The 14845-nt window shown below is 61.4% G+C and carries 14 protein-coding genes; 13 read left to right on the forward strand and 1 reads right to left on the reverse strand.

The annotated features are described in order from the left end of the window. Window positions 1-24: 24 nt before the first annotated feature. The 11 genes from DKY63_RS27125 (at window position 25) to DKY63_RS27175 (ending at window position 9150) form a co-directional block, all read left to right on the forward strand. A complete protein-coding gene (locus tag DKY63_RS27125) occupies window positions 25-660 on the forward strand; it encodes a MotA/TolQ/ExbB proton channel family protein (protein ID WP_162634928.1) in 636 nt (211 codons plus the stop codon). Then, on the forward strand, window positions 657-1085 hold the full coding sequence (locus DKY63_RS27130; RefSeq protein WP_110966937.1) for an ExbD/TolR family protein: 429 nt from the start codon (window positions 657-659) through the stop codon (window positions 1083-1085). The genes DKY63_RS27125 and DKY63_RS27130 overlap by 4 nt, the downstream gene beginning before the upstream one ends. Beyond that, complete coding sequence (lpxK, locus tag DKY63_RS27135) at window positions 1085-2095, forward strand: tetraacyldisaccharide 4'-kinase (RefSeq protein ID WP_110967991.1); 1011 nt, start codon at window positions 1085-1087, stop codon at window positions 2093-2095. The genes DKY63_RS27130 and lpxK overlap by 1 nt, the downstream gene beginning before the upstream one ends. 24 nt (window positions 2096-2119) lie before the next feature. Then, complete coding sequence (locus DKY63_RS27140) at window positions 2120-2305, forward strand: Trm112 family protein (protein ID WP_007945752.1); 186 nt, start codon at window positions 2120-2122, stop codon at window positions 2303-2305. Then, entirely contained in the window at window positions 2302-3066 is a 765-nt protein-coding gene (kdsB, locus tag DKY63_RS27145; RefSeq protein ID WP_110966938.1) for a 3-deoxy-manno-octulosonate cytidylyltransferase, read from the forward strand. Before DKY63_RS27140 ends, kdsB begins: the two co-directional genes overlap by 4 nt. Beyond that, window positions 3066-3530, forward strand: coding sequence for a low molecular weight protein-tyrosine-phosphatase (locus tag DKY63_RS27150; protein WP_110966939.1), 465 nt, complete (start codon window positions 3066-3068; stop codon window positions 3528-3530). The genes kdsB and DKY63_RS27150 overlap by 1 nt, the downstream gene beginning before the upstream one ends. Continuing rightward, complete coding sequence (gene murB, locus DKY63_RS27155; RefSeq protein WP_110966940.1) at window positions 3527-4546, forward strand: UDP-N-acetylmuramate dehydrogenase; 1020 nt, start codon at window positions 3527-3529, stop codon at window positions 4544-4546. The genes DKY63_RS27150 and murB overlap by 4 nt, the downstream gene beginning before the upstream one ends. A gap of 242 nt (window positions 4547-4788) precedes the next feature. Continuing rightward, the gene (locus DKY63_RS27160; RefSeq protein ID WP_110966941.1) at window positions 4789-5259 is read left to right on the forward strand and encodes a (2Fe-2S)-binding protein; all 471 of its coding nucleotides are present in this window, start codon (window positions 4789-4791) and stop codon (window positions 5257-5259) included. After that, the gene (locus tag DKY63_RS27165) at window positions 5256-7577 is read left to right on the forward strand and encodes a xanthine dehydrogenase family protein molybdopterin-binding subunit (protein ID WP_110966942.1); all 2322 of its coding nucleotides are present in this window, start codon (window positions 5256-5258) and stop codon (window positions 7575-7577) included. The genes DKY63_RS27160 and DKY63_RS27165 overlap by 4 nt, the downstream gene beginning before the upstream one ends. Further along, the gene (locus DKY63_RS27170; protein WP_110966943.1) at window positions 7577-8560 is read left to right on the forward strand and encodes an XdhC family protein; all 984 of its coding nucleotides are present in this window, start codon (window positions 7577-7579) and stop codon (window positions 8558-8560) included. The genes DKY63_RS27165 and DKY63_RS27170 overlap by 1 nt, the downstream gene beginning before the upstream one ends. Next, window positions 8557-9150: a nucleotidyltransferase family protein gene (locus DKY63_RS27175; RefSeq protein ID WP_110966944.1), complete on the forward strand. Its 594-nt coding sequence runs from the start codon at window positions 8557-8559 to the stop codon at window positions 9148-9150. Before DKY63_RS27170 ends, DKY63_RS27175 begins: the two co-directional genes overlap by 4 nt. Before the next feature lie 171 nt (window positions 9151-9321). Here DKY63_RS27175 and rne read toward each other — a convergent pair whose 3' ends face one another. Further along, window positions 9322-12528, reverse strand: a complete 3207-nt coding sequence (gene rne / locus DKY63_RS27180) for a ribonuclease E (protein ID WP_110966945.1) — start codon at window positions 12526-12528, stop codon at window positions 9322-9324. A gap of 699 nt (window positions 12529-13227) precedes the next feature. On the opposite strand from rne, the gene rluC reads away from it, so the two are divergent. Then, the gene (rluC, locus tag DKY63_RS27185) at window positions 13228-14190 is read left to right on the forward strand and encodes a 23S rRNA pseudouridine(955/2504/2580) synthase RluC (protein WP_110966946.1); all 963 of its coding nucleotides are present in this window, start codon (window positions 13228-13230) and stop codon (window positions 14188-14190) included. Then, complete coding sequence (locus tag DKY63_RS27190) at window positions 14177-14839, forward strand: HAD-IA family hydrolase (protein WP_110966947.1); 663 nt, start codon at window positions 14177-14179, stop codon at window positions 14837-14839. The genes rluC and DKY63_RS27190 overlap by 14 nt, the downstream gene beginning before the upstream one ends. The last annotated feature ends 6 nt before the right edge of the window (window positions 14840-14845 follow it).

Genomic DNA, 14845 nt, shown 5'->3' on the forward strand with positions numbered 1-14845 from the left:
CACTTTTTCGAGGGGACTGTCACTGTGTGGGAATTGGTCAAATCCGGCGGCTGGATGATGCTGCCGATCATCCTGAGCTCCATCGCAGCCATGGCGATCGTCGCCGAGCGCCTGTGGACCCTGCGGGCCAGTCGCGTGACCCCGGAGCATTTGCTCGGGCAGGTCTGGGTCTGGATCAAGGACAAGCAACTCAATAAAGAAAAACTCAAGGAACTGCGCGCCAATTCGCCGCTGGGCGAGATCCTCGCGGCGGGCCTGGCCAACTCCAAACATGGTCGCGAGATCATGAAAGAGTGCATCGAAGAGGCCGCCGCCCGGGTCATTCACGAACTGGAACGCTACATCAACGCCCTGGGCACCATCGCCGCCATGGCGCCGCTGCTGGGCTTGCTCGGCACCGTGTTGGGCATGATCGATATCTTCAGTTCCTTCATGGGCACCGGCATGGCGACCAACCCGGCGGTGCTGGCCGGCGGTATTTCCAAAGCCCTGGTGACCACGGCTTCCGGTCTGATCGTCGGTATCCCGGCGGTGTTCTTCCACCGTTTCCTGCAACGTCGCATTGATGAGCTCGTCGTGGGCATGGAACAGGAAGCCATCAAACTGGTTGAAGTGGTGCAGGGCGACCGTGACGTTGACCTGGCCGGGGGCAAAGCGTGAAGTTCCGCCGCAAGCAACGGGAGACCGTGGACATCAACCTGGTGTCGCTGATCGACGTGGTTTTTGTTCTGCTGCTGTTTTTCGTGGTGACCACCACCTTTACCCGCGAAACCCAGTTACGCGTGGACCTGCCCGAAGCCGTCAGCGGCGCGCCGGCCGAGGATCAGTCGAAACAGCTGGAAATCGCCATCAGTGCTGATGGCGTGTTCTCGGTGAACAACCAGATTCTGCCGAAAAGCGATCTGGCGAGCCTGATGGACGCGCTGCAGAAAGCCTCCGATGGCGATACCAGTCGACCACTGTCCATCAGCGCCGATGGCAAATCCCAGCATCAGTCGGTGATCACTGCCATGGACGCCGCCGGCAAGCTGGGCTTCAGCCATTTGCGCATGACCACAGTCGAGGCGGCGCCTACCGCGCCATGATGGCCATGTCCGATCGTCTGCTCGCCGCCTGGTACCAGGGGCATCCGGCCCTGAAGCTGTTACAGCCGCTGGAGTGGTTGTATCGGCGTGTGGTCAACAACAAGCGCAAACGCTTCCTGGCGGGCGAGGGTGAGATCTATCAGCCGCCCGTGCCGCTAATCGTCGTTGGAAACATCACGGTCGGCGGCACCGGCAAGACGCCATTGATTCTATGGATGATCGAGCACTGCCAGCGCAGCGGCCTGCGGGTCGGTGTGGTCAGTCGAGGCTATGGCGCCAAACCGCCGCAATTGCCGTGGCGGGTCGAGGCCGATCAGGGCGCAGACGTTGCTGGTGACGAGCCGCTATTGATCGTCCAGCGCACTGGCGTGCCGCTGATGATCGATCCGGACCGCAGTCGCGCGGTCAAGGCGTTGCTGGCGAGCGAGCCGCTGGACCTGATCCTGTCCGATGACGGCATGCAGCACTATCGTCTGGCGCGTGATCTGGAACTGGTGCTGATCGACAATGCCCGTGGCTTGGGCAACGGGCGTTGCTTGCCTGCTGGGCCATTGCGCGAGCCGGTCGAGCGCCTGCAAAGCGTCGATGCGGTGCTTTATAACGGCGCCACGGCAGATCGCGAAGATGGTTTTGCCTTCCAGTTGCAGCCCAGCGCATTGATCAATTTGCGCAGCGGCGCACGACATCCCCTCGACCACTTTGCCCCGGGCCAGGCATTGCACGCCGTCGCCGGTATCGGCAACCCGCAACGTTTCTTCAATACCCTCGAAACGCTACACTGGCAGCCGGTCCCGCATGCATTTGCCGATCACGCCGAATACAGCGTGCAGGCCTTGAATTTCACGCCGTCATTGCCGTTGGTGATGACCGAAAAGGACGCGGTGAAGTGCCGTGCCTTTGCCGCCGCCGATTGGTGGTACCTGGCGGTCGATGCTGTACCGTCGCCGGCTTTCGTGGCCTGGTTCGACACTCAGCTGATGCGTCTGTTGCCGGCTCGTCTGTTGCCTTAATCCGTTTTTCTCCAGGGAATGCTCATGGACACCAAATTGCTCGACATCCTCGCTTGCCCGGTCTGCAAAGGCCCACTCAAGCTCAGCGCCGACAAGACCGAGTTGATCAGCAAGGGCGCAGGTCTTGCCTACCCGATTCGCGACGGTATCCCGGTGATGCTCGAAACCGAAGCCCGCACCCTGACCACCGACGAGCGCCTGGATAAATGACCACAGCCTTTACCGTTGTCATTCCATCGCGCTATGCCTCCACCCGCCTGCCGGGTAAGCCACTGCTGCTGATCGCCGGCAAGCCGATGATCCAGCACGTCTGGGAGCAGGCGAGCAAAAGCAGCGCCCAGCGCGTTGTAGTGGCCACCGACGATGCGCGCATCGTCGAAGCCTGCCAGGGGTTTGGCGCCGAAGTGGTACTGACCCGGGAAGATCACAACTCCGGGACCGATCGCCTGGCGGAAGTCGCGGCGAAGCTGGGACTGGCCCCGGACGCCATCGTGGTGAACGTTCAGGGTGACGAACCGTTGATCCCGCCGAGCGTGATCGATCAGGTCGCCGCCAACCTGGCCGCTCACACCGAAGCGCGCATGGCCACCCTGGGTGAGCCGATCGAAGACGTTGAGAGCCTGTTCAATCCTAATGTGGTCAAGGTCGTCAGCGACATGAACGGTCTGGCCCTGACCTTCAGCCGCGCCACGCTGCCATGGGCGCGGGATGCCTTCGCCCAGAACCGTGAGCAGCTGCCGCAAGGCGTGCCATACCGCCGTCACATTGGCATCTATGCCTACCGCGCCGGTTTCCTGCATGACTTCGTCAGCTGGGGCCCGTGCTGGCTGGAAAACACCGAATGCCTGGAGCAGCTGCGGGCGCTCTGGCACGGCGTGCGGATTCACGTGGCCGACGCGCTGATCGCGCCGCCGGCCGGTGTCGATACCGTTGAAGACCTTGAGCGCGTTCGTCGCCTGCTGGAGGCCTGATGCGGGTTCTGTTTGTCTGCCTGGGGAACATCTGCCGATCACCCACGGCCGAGGGCGTGCTGCGGCACAAACTGCGGGAAGCGGGTTTGGCCGACCAGGTCGAAGTCGCCTCTGCCGGAACCGGTGACTGGCACGTTGGCAAGGCCCCGGACAAGCGCAGCCAGGCTGCCGCGAAGCGTCGTGGCTACGACCTGTCGACCCAGCGCGCCCAGCAGGTTACTCGCGCCGATTTCGCCACTTATGACCTGATCCTGGCGATGGACAACAGCAACCTGCGCAACCTCAAGGCCCTTCAGCCGGCCAAGGGCAAGGCCGAGCTGGACCTGTTCCTGCGCCGTTATCAGGGCGAGCTCGATGAGGTACCTGACCCGTATTACGACGGCGACCAGGGTTTCGAGCAGGTACTGGATCTGATCGAGCGCGCCAGCGATCTGCTGGTGATTGAACTGAAGGGACGGTTATGAGTTTGCAACTGCGATCACAGGTATCGCTCAAGCCGTACAACAGTTTTGGCGTGGACGTTCAGGCCCGCCTGTTTGCCGAAGCCCATAGCGACGCCGATGTGCGGGAAGCCCTGGCTTACGCACAGACCCATGACGTGCCGTTGCTGGTGATTGGCGGCGGCAGCAATTTGCTGCTGACCGCCGATATCCCGGCGCTGGTGCTGCGCATGGCCACCCGCGGAATTCGTGTGGTCAGCGACGATGGCAGCAAAGTGGTGATCGAAGCCGAGGCCGGCGAGCCGTGGCACCCGTTCGTGCAGCACACGTTGGTGCAGGGTCTGTCGGGCCTGGAAAACCTCAGCCTGATTCCCGGCACGGTCGGCGCGGCACCGATGCAGAACATCGGTGCCTATGGGGTCGAGATCAAGGACGTGTTTGCCGGCCTGACCGCGCTCGATCGTCAGAGCGGTGAACTGCGCGATTTCAGCCTTGAAGAATGCAACTTTGCATACCGTGACAGCCTGTTCAAACAGGAGCCGGGACGCTGGTTGATCCTGCGCGTGCGCTTCATCCTCGACCGTACCGCGCATTTGCATCTGGAATACGGCCCGGTTCGCCAGCGCTTGACTGAGCAGGGTATCGAGCATCCGACGGCCAGTGATGTCAGCCAGGCCATTTGCACCATTCGCAATGAAAAACTCCCGGATCCGGCGGTGCTGGGCAATGCCGGCAGCTTCTTCAAAAACCCGTTGGTGCCGTCGGCGCTGGTCGCACAACTGAAGGGCCAATACCCGGATCTGGTGGCCTACCCGCAAGCCGACGGGCAGATGAAACTGGCCGCCGGTTGGCTGATCGAGCGCGCCGGCTGGAAGGGTTTCCGTGAAGCCGATGCCGGCGTGCACAAGTTGCAGGCGCTGGTGCTGGTCAATTACGGCAGCGCAACCGGGTTGCAATTGCTCGACCTGGCGCAGCGAATCCAGAAAGACATTTCAGAACGTTTCCAGGTCGAGCTGGAAATGGAGCCGAACCGCTATTGAGACTAAGCTTTCCAGGTTCAACTCGAAGCCCTGCACTGATGATAAGTGCAGGGCTTTTTTGTTAATGCTGGGTTAACTTAGCGAGCTAACGATGCAATGCTTTCCCCCATCAAAGGCCCGGTGCAGACGTTCCCGTCGGCACAAGAGAGCCTCCTTAGCCTGAGTCGATCTGCGTAATGCCAACCGCCGGACCCGGCGGCAGATTGCTCGACCCCATAAACCAATACTATGCGGGCGTGCCCATGATTACCCTGAAGCTCAATGGTCAAGACCATCAACTCGATGTCAGCGAGGATATGCCCCTGCTGTGGGCGATCCGCGACGTTGCCGGTTACAACGGCACCAAATTCGGCTGCGGCATGGGCCTGTGCGGTGCTTGCACCATTCATATCGAAGGCGCTCCGGCGCGCAGTTGCATCACCCCGATCGGTTCGGTGGTCGGCCAGAACGTCACCACCATCGACAACCTTCACGCTGACCCGGTAGGCAAGGTCGTCCAGCAAGCCTGGCTCGATACGGCCGTGGCCCAATGCGGTTACTGCCAGGGCGGGCAGATCATGTCCGCCACGGCGTTGCTCAAGACCAACCCGAACCCGAGCGATGAACAGATCGAAGAGGCGATGGTTGGCAATATCTGCCGTTGCGGCACCTACAACCGCATCAAGACCGCCATCCGCCAGGCATCCACTCACCTGAAGGAGGCCAAGGCATGAGCCGGTTACCGAATGATTTCGCCCTGAGCAATCTCAGCCGGCGTGGTTTCCTCAAAGGGGTGGGGGCCACGGGCGCCCTGGTGGTTGCCGCGAGTTGGGGCTGGCAGGACGTGTTCGCCGAAGAGCCGGAAAAGAAATTCGGCGCCGATGGCATGCCCCATGGCTGGGTCGATGATCCCAAGGTGTATGTCAGCATCGCCACTGATGGCTCGGTGACGGTGGTTTGCAACCGTTCGGAAATGGGCCAGGGCGTGCGTACCAGCCTGAGCATGGTCGTGGCCGATGAGCTGGAAGCCGATTGGGCGCGGGTCAAGGTGCGCCAGGCACCGGGCGACGAGGCCCGCTACGGCAATCAGGACACCGACGGTTCACGCAGCATGCGTCACTGGTACGAGCCGATGCGCCGTTGCGGTGCTGCGGCGCGGACCATGCTGGAGCAGGCTGCAGCGGATCAGTGGAAAGTGCCGGTCAGTGAATGCCAGGCGCAATTGCACAAGGTTGTACACAAACCTACCGGTCGCGAATTGGAATACGGCGCGTTGGCTACTGCCGCCAGCGCCCTGGCGGTACCGGCTCGCGACAGCCTGAAGCTCAAGCAGCCCTCGGAGTTCCGCTATATCGGAAAAGAGGGCAACAAGGCCATCGACGGTGACGACATCGTCAACGGTCGCGCGGTGTACGGTGCCGATGTGCATTTCGACGGCATGCTGTTCGCTGCCATTGCCCGGCCGGCGGTGTATGGCGGCAAGGTGAAGAGCTTCGACGGCTCGGCAGCGATGAAGGTCCCCGGCGTGGTCAAGGTGCTGCAGATCGAAAGCCGCCCGCTGCCTTCGGAGTTTCAGCCGCTGGGCGGTATCGCCGTGGTGGCGAACAACACTTGGGCAGCGATCAAGGGGCGCGAGGCGCTGAAAATCGAGTGGGATGACGGGCCCAACGCCAGTTACGACTCGATCGCCTATCGCAAGGAACTGGAAGCTTCTTCGCTGAAACCCGGCAAAGTGGTGCGCAACACCGGCAACATCGAGGAAGCCATGAAGAGCGCCGACAGCACGCTGACGGCCTCCTATTACTTGCCGCATCTGTCACAGTCGCCAATGGAGCCGATGGTCGGCATTGCCCGGTACAAGGATGGTGTGTGCGAAGCCTGGGGGCCGAGCCAGGCGCCTCAGGTCACCCGCGAGCGAATTGGCGAACGTCTGGGTTTGCCGTTTGATAATGTGACGTTCAACGTCACCTTGCTGGGCGGTGGTTTTGGGCGCAAATCCAAGCCGGACTTCATCATCGAAGCGGCCATCCTGGCCAAGGAGTTTCCCGGCAAGGCCGTGCGTGTGCAGTGGACCCGTGAAGATGACATCCATTGTTCGTATTTCCACACCGTATCGGTCGAGCACCTCGAAGCCAGTCTGAACAAGGATGGCCTGCCGTCCGGCTGGTTGCACCGCACGGTGGCGCCGAGCATCACCGCGCTGTTTGCGCCGAACATGAATCACGAGGCGGCGTTCGAGTTGGGCATGGGCTTTACCAACATGGCTTACGCGATCCCCAATATTCGCCTGGAAAACCCTGAAGCGACTGTCCACACCCGGGTGGGCTGGTATCGCTCGGTGTCGAACATTCCTCACGGTTTTGCGGTCCAGAGCTTCATTGACGAACTGGCACATAAAGCCAAGGAAGATCCGCTCAAGTATCAGATCAAGTTGCTCGGCCCGGATCGGCAGATCGACCCGACCACCTTGAGCGATGAGTGGAACTACGGCGAATCTCCCGAGCGTTATCCGATCGACACCGGGCGTTTGCGCACCGTGCTCGAAACCGCCGCCAAGGCCGCCGGTTGGGGGCGTCAATTGCCGAAGGGGCGGGGTCTGGGGCTCGCGGTGCACTACAGCTTCGTGACCTATGTCGCGGCGGTGATTGAGGTCGAGGTCAAGGACGATGGCACCCTGATCGTGCACAAGGCGGACATTGCCGTGGATTGCGGGCCGCAGATCAATCCCGAGCGGATCCGCGCGCAATTTGAGGGCGCCTGTGTCATGGGCCTGGGCAACGCAGTACTGGGTGAAATCAGCTTCAAGGACGGCAAGGTCCAGCAGGACAACTTCCACATGTACGAAGTGGCGCGCATGAACCTGGCGCCGAAGGAAGTGGCCGTTCATCTGGTGACGCCACCGGGCAATGTGCCGCTGGGTGGCGTCGGTGAACCGGGTGTACCGCCCATAGCTCCGGCGCTGTGCAATGCGATCTTTGCTGCTACCGGAAAACGTATACGCGACCTGCCGGTTCGCTACCAGCTCCAGGGCTGGAACAAGGCCGGCGCGTGATGGACAGCGCCGATCTGAATGTCCTGCGCAGCGTGCTGGAATGGCGCCGCGCCGGCCAGCGGGTGGTGTTGTACAGCGTGGTCCAGACCTGGGGCACCGCGCCCCGGGCTCCTGGCGCCATGCTCGCGTTGCGCGAAGACGGTGTGTTGATCGGCTCGGTGTCGGGTGGTTGTGTCGAGGACGACCTGATTGCGCGTTTGCATGACGGTCGTATCCCTGCTGACGGGCCGCCGGTGCAGTTGATTACTTACGGTGTCACCCGGGAGGAGGCGGCCCGCTTCGGATTGCCCTGCGGCGGTACCTTGCGCCTGACCGAAGAGCGCGTTGGTGACCCAGGATGGGTCGCTGAACTGCTGGCGCGTTGCGAAGACCATCAGATCGTCGCGCGTTTGCTGGATATCGCGACGGGTGAGGTGGTGCTGCAGCCGGCCAGCAAGACCGACGTGCTGACGTTCAATGACAAGAGCTTGCGGGCCATTTACGGCCCGCGCTGGCGATTGTTGCTGATTGGTGCGGGGCAATTGTCCCGCTACGTCGCCGAAATGGCCCGACTGCTGGATTTCGAAGTGCTGGTCTGTGATCCGCGTACGGAGTTCGTCCATGACTGGGAAGAACAGCACGGCCGGTTTGTCTCGGGCATGCCGGATGAGGCGGTGCTGAGCATCCAGACTGACGAACGCACGGCCATCGTCGCCCTGACCCATGATCCACGCCTGGATGACATGGCATTGCTGACCGCTCTTGATTCAAGGGCTTTCTATGTCGGAGCGCTGGGTTCGCGGGTCAACAGCCAGAAGCGTCGGGACGATCTTCTCCAGCTGGGCTTGTCGCCACAGGCTATCGCACGGCTGCATGGGCCGATCGGCCTGCACATCGGCAGTCACAACCCCGCGGAAATTGCCTTGTCGCTGATGGCCGAGATCGTGGCAATCAAGAATGGCGTCGAGTTGAAACAGAAAAAGTCGATGCAGGAGAGTGCATGAGTACGTCGGTGGGCGTGATCGTATTAGCGGCAGGGCAGGGCAGCCGGTTCAGGCAAGTGGCGGGTGCCGACAGGGACAAGCTGTTGGCGGACTGTGCGGGGCGCGACGGCGCCGTTCGTTCGGTGATCGAGCAGGGGCTGGTGAATTTGCCGGCCGACCTTGGCAAGCGCGTCCTGGTTACCACTGAGGACCGCCCGCAAGTGATCCGCATGGCCCAGGCCCATGGTTTCGAGATCGTGCTGATCGATTCGACCGGCATGGGCGACAGCATCGCGGCTGGGGTAAGGGCTTGTTCGCAGCTGGGTGGTTGGTTGATCGTGTTGGGGGACATGCCGTTCATCCTGCCATCGACAGTGGAGCAAGTGGTGGCGGGTATTGCCGACGACGGGATCAGCGTGCCGGTGATCAATGGCGAGTACGGACATCCGGTGGGGTTCGGGCGTGCGTATGGACCGGGATTGATGACGTTGTCGGGGGATCGAGGGGCCAAACCGTTGTTTGCGTCGGGCAAAGTGGTTGAAGTGGCGGTGGATGATCCCGGGGTTTTATGGGATGTCGATGTGCCTGAAAAACTGAACTTCGAGTTGTAAATCCCCTGTAGGAGCGAGCCTGCTCACGAAAGCGTCAGATCAGTCAGTCTATTTTTTGAATGTGAAACCGCCTTCGCGAGCAGGCTCGCTCCCACAGGGGGTATTAAGTCGACAGACATAAAAAAGCCCCGTCTGGCATCACCAGGCGGGGCTTTTTATCGGCTTTTGGAATCAGACGAGAGGTTTGGTCTCGTGTTCTTTTTCCTGGGCCTGTTCGTGTTGCTCCACGGCGTCCTGAACGGAGCGCGGTGCTTCGTGGATGACCGACTCAGCCGGCTCGACAGCCACTTCGGCGGCCGGGGCAGGTGCTGCCTCGACCACTTCAGCAACAACCGGCGCTGGTTCAGCGGCAACCACCTCAGCCTGAGCGGCGGCAGCGGCAGCCAGTTCGGCTTCCTTCTGCAGGCGCTCTTCTTCACGCTTGCGACGACGAACTTCACGCGGGTCATTCGGTGCGCGGCCACTTGGCGTCAGGGCGCTGACAGGAGCGGCTTCGACCACTGGAGCAGGCGCTGGAGCAACTACTGGTGCTTCAACCACTGGAGCTGGCTCGGCAGCGGCAACCACTGGCTCGGAGACCATCGCTTCAGCCACTTCCGCTGGGGCGGCAGGTGCTGGAGTTTCGACAGCGGCTGGCTCGGCTGCCCAGTTGAACGCGGTTTGCTCTTCGCGAACCTCACGGACAGCTTCGGTCACGGTTTCGACGACAGGCTCCGCGACCACGGCTGGTGCTTCGGCGACGACAGGCTCGGCAGCGGCTTCAACCACAGGCTGGGCCTCGATTGCCGGTGCCAGTTCGACTTCCGGCGATGCCGTCACTTCGACTGGTGTGGACGCTTCAACGACTGGCGCTTCTACCGGAGCAGTCTCCAGGGTGGCGGCTGTGGCGCGTTCGGCTTGCTCGTTGGCTTGGGCTTCGGCTGGAGCACTGATCACGGAGCTGGCAACAGCGGCGGTTACAGCCAGGCCGGCGGCCAGATCGGCTGTGCTTGGCGCTTCGCCGTTGGCAGTGGTCTCGCCGGCTTCGGACTCTTCCGAACCTTCGATCACGTTGCCGTTGGCATCACGCTGACGCTCGCGACGGTTGCTGCGACGACGCTGGCCACGGGAACGGCGGCGTGGACGATCGCCTTCGGCGCCTTCCTGACCATCTTCCTGCAGTTGCTCTTCGTTGGTTGGCAGCTCTTCTTCAGCTGCGGCGGCAGCGGCCTGTTCGGCGCGAGGTTGACGCTCTTCACGCGGTGGGCGTGGGGCGCGTTCTTCGCGAGGCGGACGGGCTGGACGTTCTTCAGCGGTCGCGGCGGCTGCCGGGGCGGCATCCAGAGGCTCACGCAGTTCGCGCACGCGTTCTTCACGCTCGCCACGCGGCTTGCGATCTTCGCGTGGAGCGCGCGGTGCACGTTCTTCACGCGGAGCGCGTGGTGCGCGTTCTTCACGAGCGACTACCGGAGTTTCCTCGCGGGATTCGCGTGGTTGGCGTTCTTCGCGCGGTTCACGTGGTGCGCGCTCTTCACGCGGTGCACGTTCTTCGCGAGGTTTGCGCTCTTCATCGCGGCGACCGTTACGGTTGCGGCTTTGCTGGCGACCGTTGCGACGCTCTTCGTTGCGGGCTGGGCGCTCGGTAACCGGCTTTTCGACCACGACTGGCGCGGCAGGCTCTTCCTTGGTGGCGAACAGGCTGACCAGCGACTTCACCAGGCCTTTGAACAGGCTTGGTTCCGGAGCGGCGACAGGCGCGGCAACCGGAGCTGCGACTTCGGTCGGAACCGGAGCGTTGGCGCGGGCTGGAGCGGTCTTGACCGCGGCTTCCTGGCGAACCAGGGTGCGGGTCGCGGCGGCTGGCTGGACGTCTTCCACTTCGGCAGCGGCAGCAGCGATTTCGTAGCTGGACTGGTTGGTGGCGGCTTCCGGGTTGTCATCGCGCAGGCGCTGAACTTCGAAATGCGGAGTCTCGAGGTGATCGTTCGGCAGAATGACGATGCGGGCGCGGGTGCGCAGTTCGATCTTGGTGATCGAGTTGCGTTTTTCGTTGAGCAGGAACGCGGCCACCGGGATTGGCACCTGGGCACGAACTTCGGCAGTGCGGTCTTTCAGGGCTTCTTCTTCGATCAGGCGCAGGATGGCCAGCGACAGCGATTCAACATCGCGAATGATGCCGGTGCCGCTGCAACGCGGGCAAACGATGCCGCTGCTTTCGCCCAGGGATGGACGCAGGCGCTGACGAGACATTTCCAGCAGGCCGAAGCGCGAGATGCGACCGACTTGCACGCGAGCGCGGTCGGCTTCCAGGCATTCGCGGACTTTTTCTTCCACGGCGCGCTGGTTCTTGGCAGGGGTCATGTCGATGAAGTCGATGACGATCAGGCCGCCGATGTCGCGCAGGCGCAACTGACGGGCGATTTCTTCGGCGGCTTCAAGGTTGGTCTGCAGGGCGGTTTCTTCGATGTCGCTGCCTTTGGTGGCGCGCGCCGAGTTGATGTCGATGGACACCAGGGCTTCGGTCGGATCGATAACGATGGAGCCGCCGGAAGGCAGTTCGACGACGCGCTGGAAGGCGGTTTCGATCTGGCTTTCGATCTGGAAGCGGTTGAACAGCGGAACGCTGTCTTCGTACAGCTTGATCTTGCTGGCGTACTGCGGCATCACCTGGCGGATGAAGGTCAGGGCTTCGTCCTGGGCTTCAACGCTGTCGATCAGCACTTCGCCGATGTCCTGGCGCAGGTAATCGCGGATGGCGCGGATGATCACGTTGCTTTCCTGGTAGATCAGGAATGGCGCGGAACGATCCAGCGACGCTTCTTTGATGGCGGTCCAGAGTTGCAGCAGGTAATCGAGGTCCCACTGCATTTCTTCGCTGCTGCGACCGAGGCCGGCAGTGCGTACGATCAGACCCATGTCGGCCGGGGCAACCAGGCCGTTCAGGGCTTCACGCAGTTCATTGCGCTCTTCGCCTTCGATGCGACGGGAGATGCCACCGGCACGCGGGTTGTTCGGCATCAGGACCAGATAACGACCGGCCAGGCTGATGAAGGTGGTCAGGGCGGCGCCCTTGTTGCCACGCTCTTCTTTTTCGACCTGGACGATGACTTCCTGGCCTTCGCTCAGGACGTCCTTGATGTTGACGCGGCCTTCGGGGGCTTTCTTGAAGTATTCGCGGGAGATTTCTTTGAGTGGCAGGAAGCCGTGGCGCTCAGAGCCGAAATCGACAAAGGCAGCTTCAAGGCTTGGTTCGATGCGAGTGATCCGGCCTTTATAGATGTTGGCTTTCTTCTGCTCGCGTGCACCGGACTCGATGTCCAGGTCGTAGAGGCGCTGGCCGTCTACCAGTGCAACACGCAACTCTTCGGGTTGAGTTGCGTTAATCAGCATTCTTTTCATGTAGTACCGTCGGTTTCCGGGCTGCCGGAAACGGCGTTCGGCACACACGACTTCTCACGGTCGGTGTCAGGTGCGTCGGGAGTGGTTGGCCATTCCCGTGTCCAGCGATGGCGGCCAATGCGGGCCTGCATCGCGACGTACGCGTCCTGCTTGCTGTGGCTACTTAAGCACTCAGTCAGGAGGAGGAATCAACCGCGGCTGTGGACGAGATGAAGCGTCTTGATAAAGCCTATTGCTACACAGTCCAGCGGTTGTGCATCTCCACCCTACACGTATCCCTGATAATTCGGGTGCTGCCGCGCGCAGAATCCGCAGCGGGTTGGCATTTACCGTGAGCTCCGAAAGGGGAAATCACGCATCATGGCTAATTTAGGCGTAGTTTCCGAAGCGATCGCTCGGGGTCATTCGCAGCTGACTGCACTTTGTGAACTGGCCGTGAATATGGCTCGCGTGGCGAGTTGGGAACTCTGCTTCGCGGCGTGATTCAGGCCTCATGTCACCTGCGCTCGTTACACCTGCAAACTCCACCGTTACGTAGCGAAAGCCCCGTAGGACGGCCTCGCGTCCTGGTGAATTGCGTTGGTCAGGGCCGGTTTTTGACCGTATGTCCGCTGTCCAGGCCGCTTTTGGCGGCGTTCGCGACTATAGCAGCAATGATTAAGTGCTTCAATTCCATAAAAAATTGATATCATCCGCGCCATGACGACGACTACCCCCTCGACTCCAGGCGTACAACTGCTTGAGGTCTCGCCGGAATATGCCGGCCAACGAATTGATAACTTCCTTCTCGCCCGGCTCAAGGGTGTGCCCAAGACCTTGATTTATCGCATTTTGCGCAAAGGCGAAGTGCGCGTGAACAAGGGGCGGATCAAGCCCGAATACAAGCTTCAGGCAGGCGACATCGTGCGCGTGCCGCCGGTTCGCGTGCCTGAACGTGACGAGCCGGTGCCACTTGCTCAGGGGCTGCTGCAGCGGCTCGAAGCCTCGATTGTCTACGAAGACAAGGCGTTGATCGTGATCAACAAGCCTTGCGGTATTGCCGTGCACGGCGGCAGTGGCCTGAGTTTCGGGGTGATTGAAGCGCTTCGCCAGTTGCGACCCGATTGCAAGGAGCTTGAGCTGGTTCACCGCCTCGATCGTGACACTTCCGGCCTGCTGATGATCGCCAAGAAGCGCAGCATGCTGCGTCATTTGCACACTGCACTGCGCGGCGATGGCGTCGATAAGCGCTACATGGCATTGGTTCGTGGCAATTGGGCCTCTTCGATCAAGCAAGTCCGCGCGCCGCTGGGCAAGAGCAATCTGCGCTCCGGTGAGCGCATGGTCGAGGTCGACGAGGAGGAGGGCAAGGAGTCCGTGACCGTGTTCAAGGTCCTGCGTCGCTTCGGTGACTTTGCCACCATGATCGAGGCCAAGCCGATCACCGGTCGAACCCACCAGATTCGCGTTCATACCCTGCACGCCGGGCACTGTATCGCCGGCGACACCAAGTATGGCGATGACGATTTCAGTAAAGAAATCCGCGACTTGGGCGGTAAGCGCCTGTTCCTGCACGCCTACATGCTGACTGTGCCGCTACCCGATGGTGGCGAACTGAAGCTTCAGGCGCCGGTCGATGAGATGTGGGCCAAAACCGTGGAGCGTCTGAGTGCGCCGTTCTGATTACAAGCTGTTGATTTTCGATTGGGACGGCACGCTGGCTGATTCCATTGGTCGGATTGTCGAGGCAATGCACGTTGCCTCCGAACGATCGGGTTTTCAGTTGCGTGATGACTTTGCAGTCAAGGGCATCATCGGTTTGGGCTTGCCGGAGGCGATCCGCACGCTGTATCCCGACATTGGTGATGCCGAGCTGGAAGCGTTTCGTCAGCATTACGCCGATCACTACATAGCCTCCGAGGCGGTGCCTTCGCCGCTGTTCGAGGGTGTGGTCGAGTCGATGGAGGCCTTTCGGGCCGAGGGTTATCATCTGGCGGTCGCGACTGGCAAGGCACGTCGCGGGCTGGATCGGGTGCTGAAGTCCCATGGTTGGGAAGATTACTTTGATATCACCCGTGCCGCCGACGAAACCGCCAGCAAGCCGCATCCTCTAATGCTTGAGCAGATACTTGCCCACTGTGAGGTTCATCCTGAGCAGGCGTTGATGGTCGGTGATTCGTCCTTCGATTTGCAGATGGCGCGCAATGCCGGCATGGGGTCGGTGGCGGTCAGCTATGGTGCGCAGTCCATCGAAGCACTGAAATTGTTCGAGCCGCGGTTGGCGATTGATCGCTTTTCAGAATTGCATGCCTGGCTGAATCAGCAGGCCTAATACGTT

Source organism: Pseudomonas putida, assembly GCF_003228315.1.
GTDB classification, from domain to species: Bacteria; Pseudomonadota; Gammaproteobacteria; order Pseudomonadales; family Pseudomonadaceae; genus Aquipseudomonas; species Aquipseudomonas putida_S.

Bases quoted from the DNA above. Each gene is read 5' to 3' on its own strand.
- lpxK (WP_110967991.1), top strand. From the start codon at position 1,085: ATGGCCATGTCCGATCGTCTGCTCGCCGCCTGGTACCAGGGGCATCCG.
- DKY63_RS27140 (WP_007945752.1), top strand. From the start codon at position 2,120: ATGGACACCAAATTGCTCGACATCCTCGCTTGCCCGGTCTGCAAAGGC.
- kdsB (WP_110966938.1), top strand. From the start codon at position 2,302: ATGACCACAGCCTTTACCGTTGTCATTCCATCGCGCTATGCCTCCACC.
- DKY63_RS27150 (WP_110966939.1), top strand. From the start codon at position 3,066: ATGCGGGTTCTGTTTGTCTGCCTGGGGAACATCTGCCGATCACCCACG.
- murB (WP_110966940.1), top strand. From the start codon at position 3,527: ATGAGTTTGCAACTGCGATCACAGGTATCGCTCAAGCCGTACAACAGT.
- DKY63_RS27160 (WP_110966941.1), top strand. From the start codon at position 4,789: ATGATTACCCTGAAGCTCAATGGTCAAGACCATCAACTCGATGTCAGC.
- DKY63_RS27165 (WP_110966942.1), top strand. From the start codon at position 5,256: ATGAGCCGGTTACCGAATGATTTCGCCCTGAGCAATCTCAGCCGGCGT.
- DKY63_RS27170 (WP_110966943.1), top strand. From the start codon at position 7,577: ATGGACAGCGCCGATCTGAATGTCCTGCGCAGCGTGCTGGAATGGCGC.
- DKY63_RS27175 (WP_110966944.1), top strand. From the start codon at position 8,557: ATGAGTACGTCGGTGGGCGTGATCGTATTAGCGGCAGGGCAGGGCAGC.
- rne (WP_110966945.1), bottom strand. From the start codon at position 12,528: ATGAAAAGAATGCTGATTAACGCAACTCAACCCGAAGAGTTGCGTGTT.
- rluC (WP_110966946.1), top strand. From the start codon at position 13,228: ATGACGACGACTACCCCCTCGACTCCAGGCGTACAACTGCTTGAGGTC.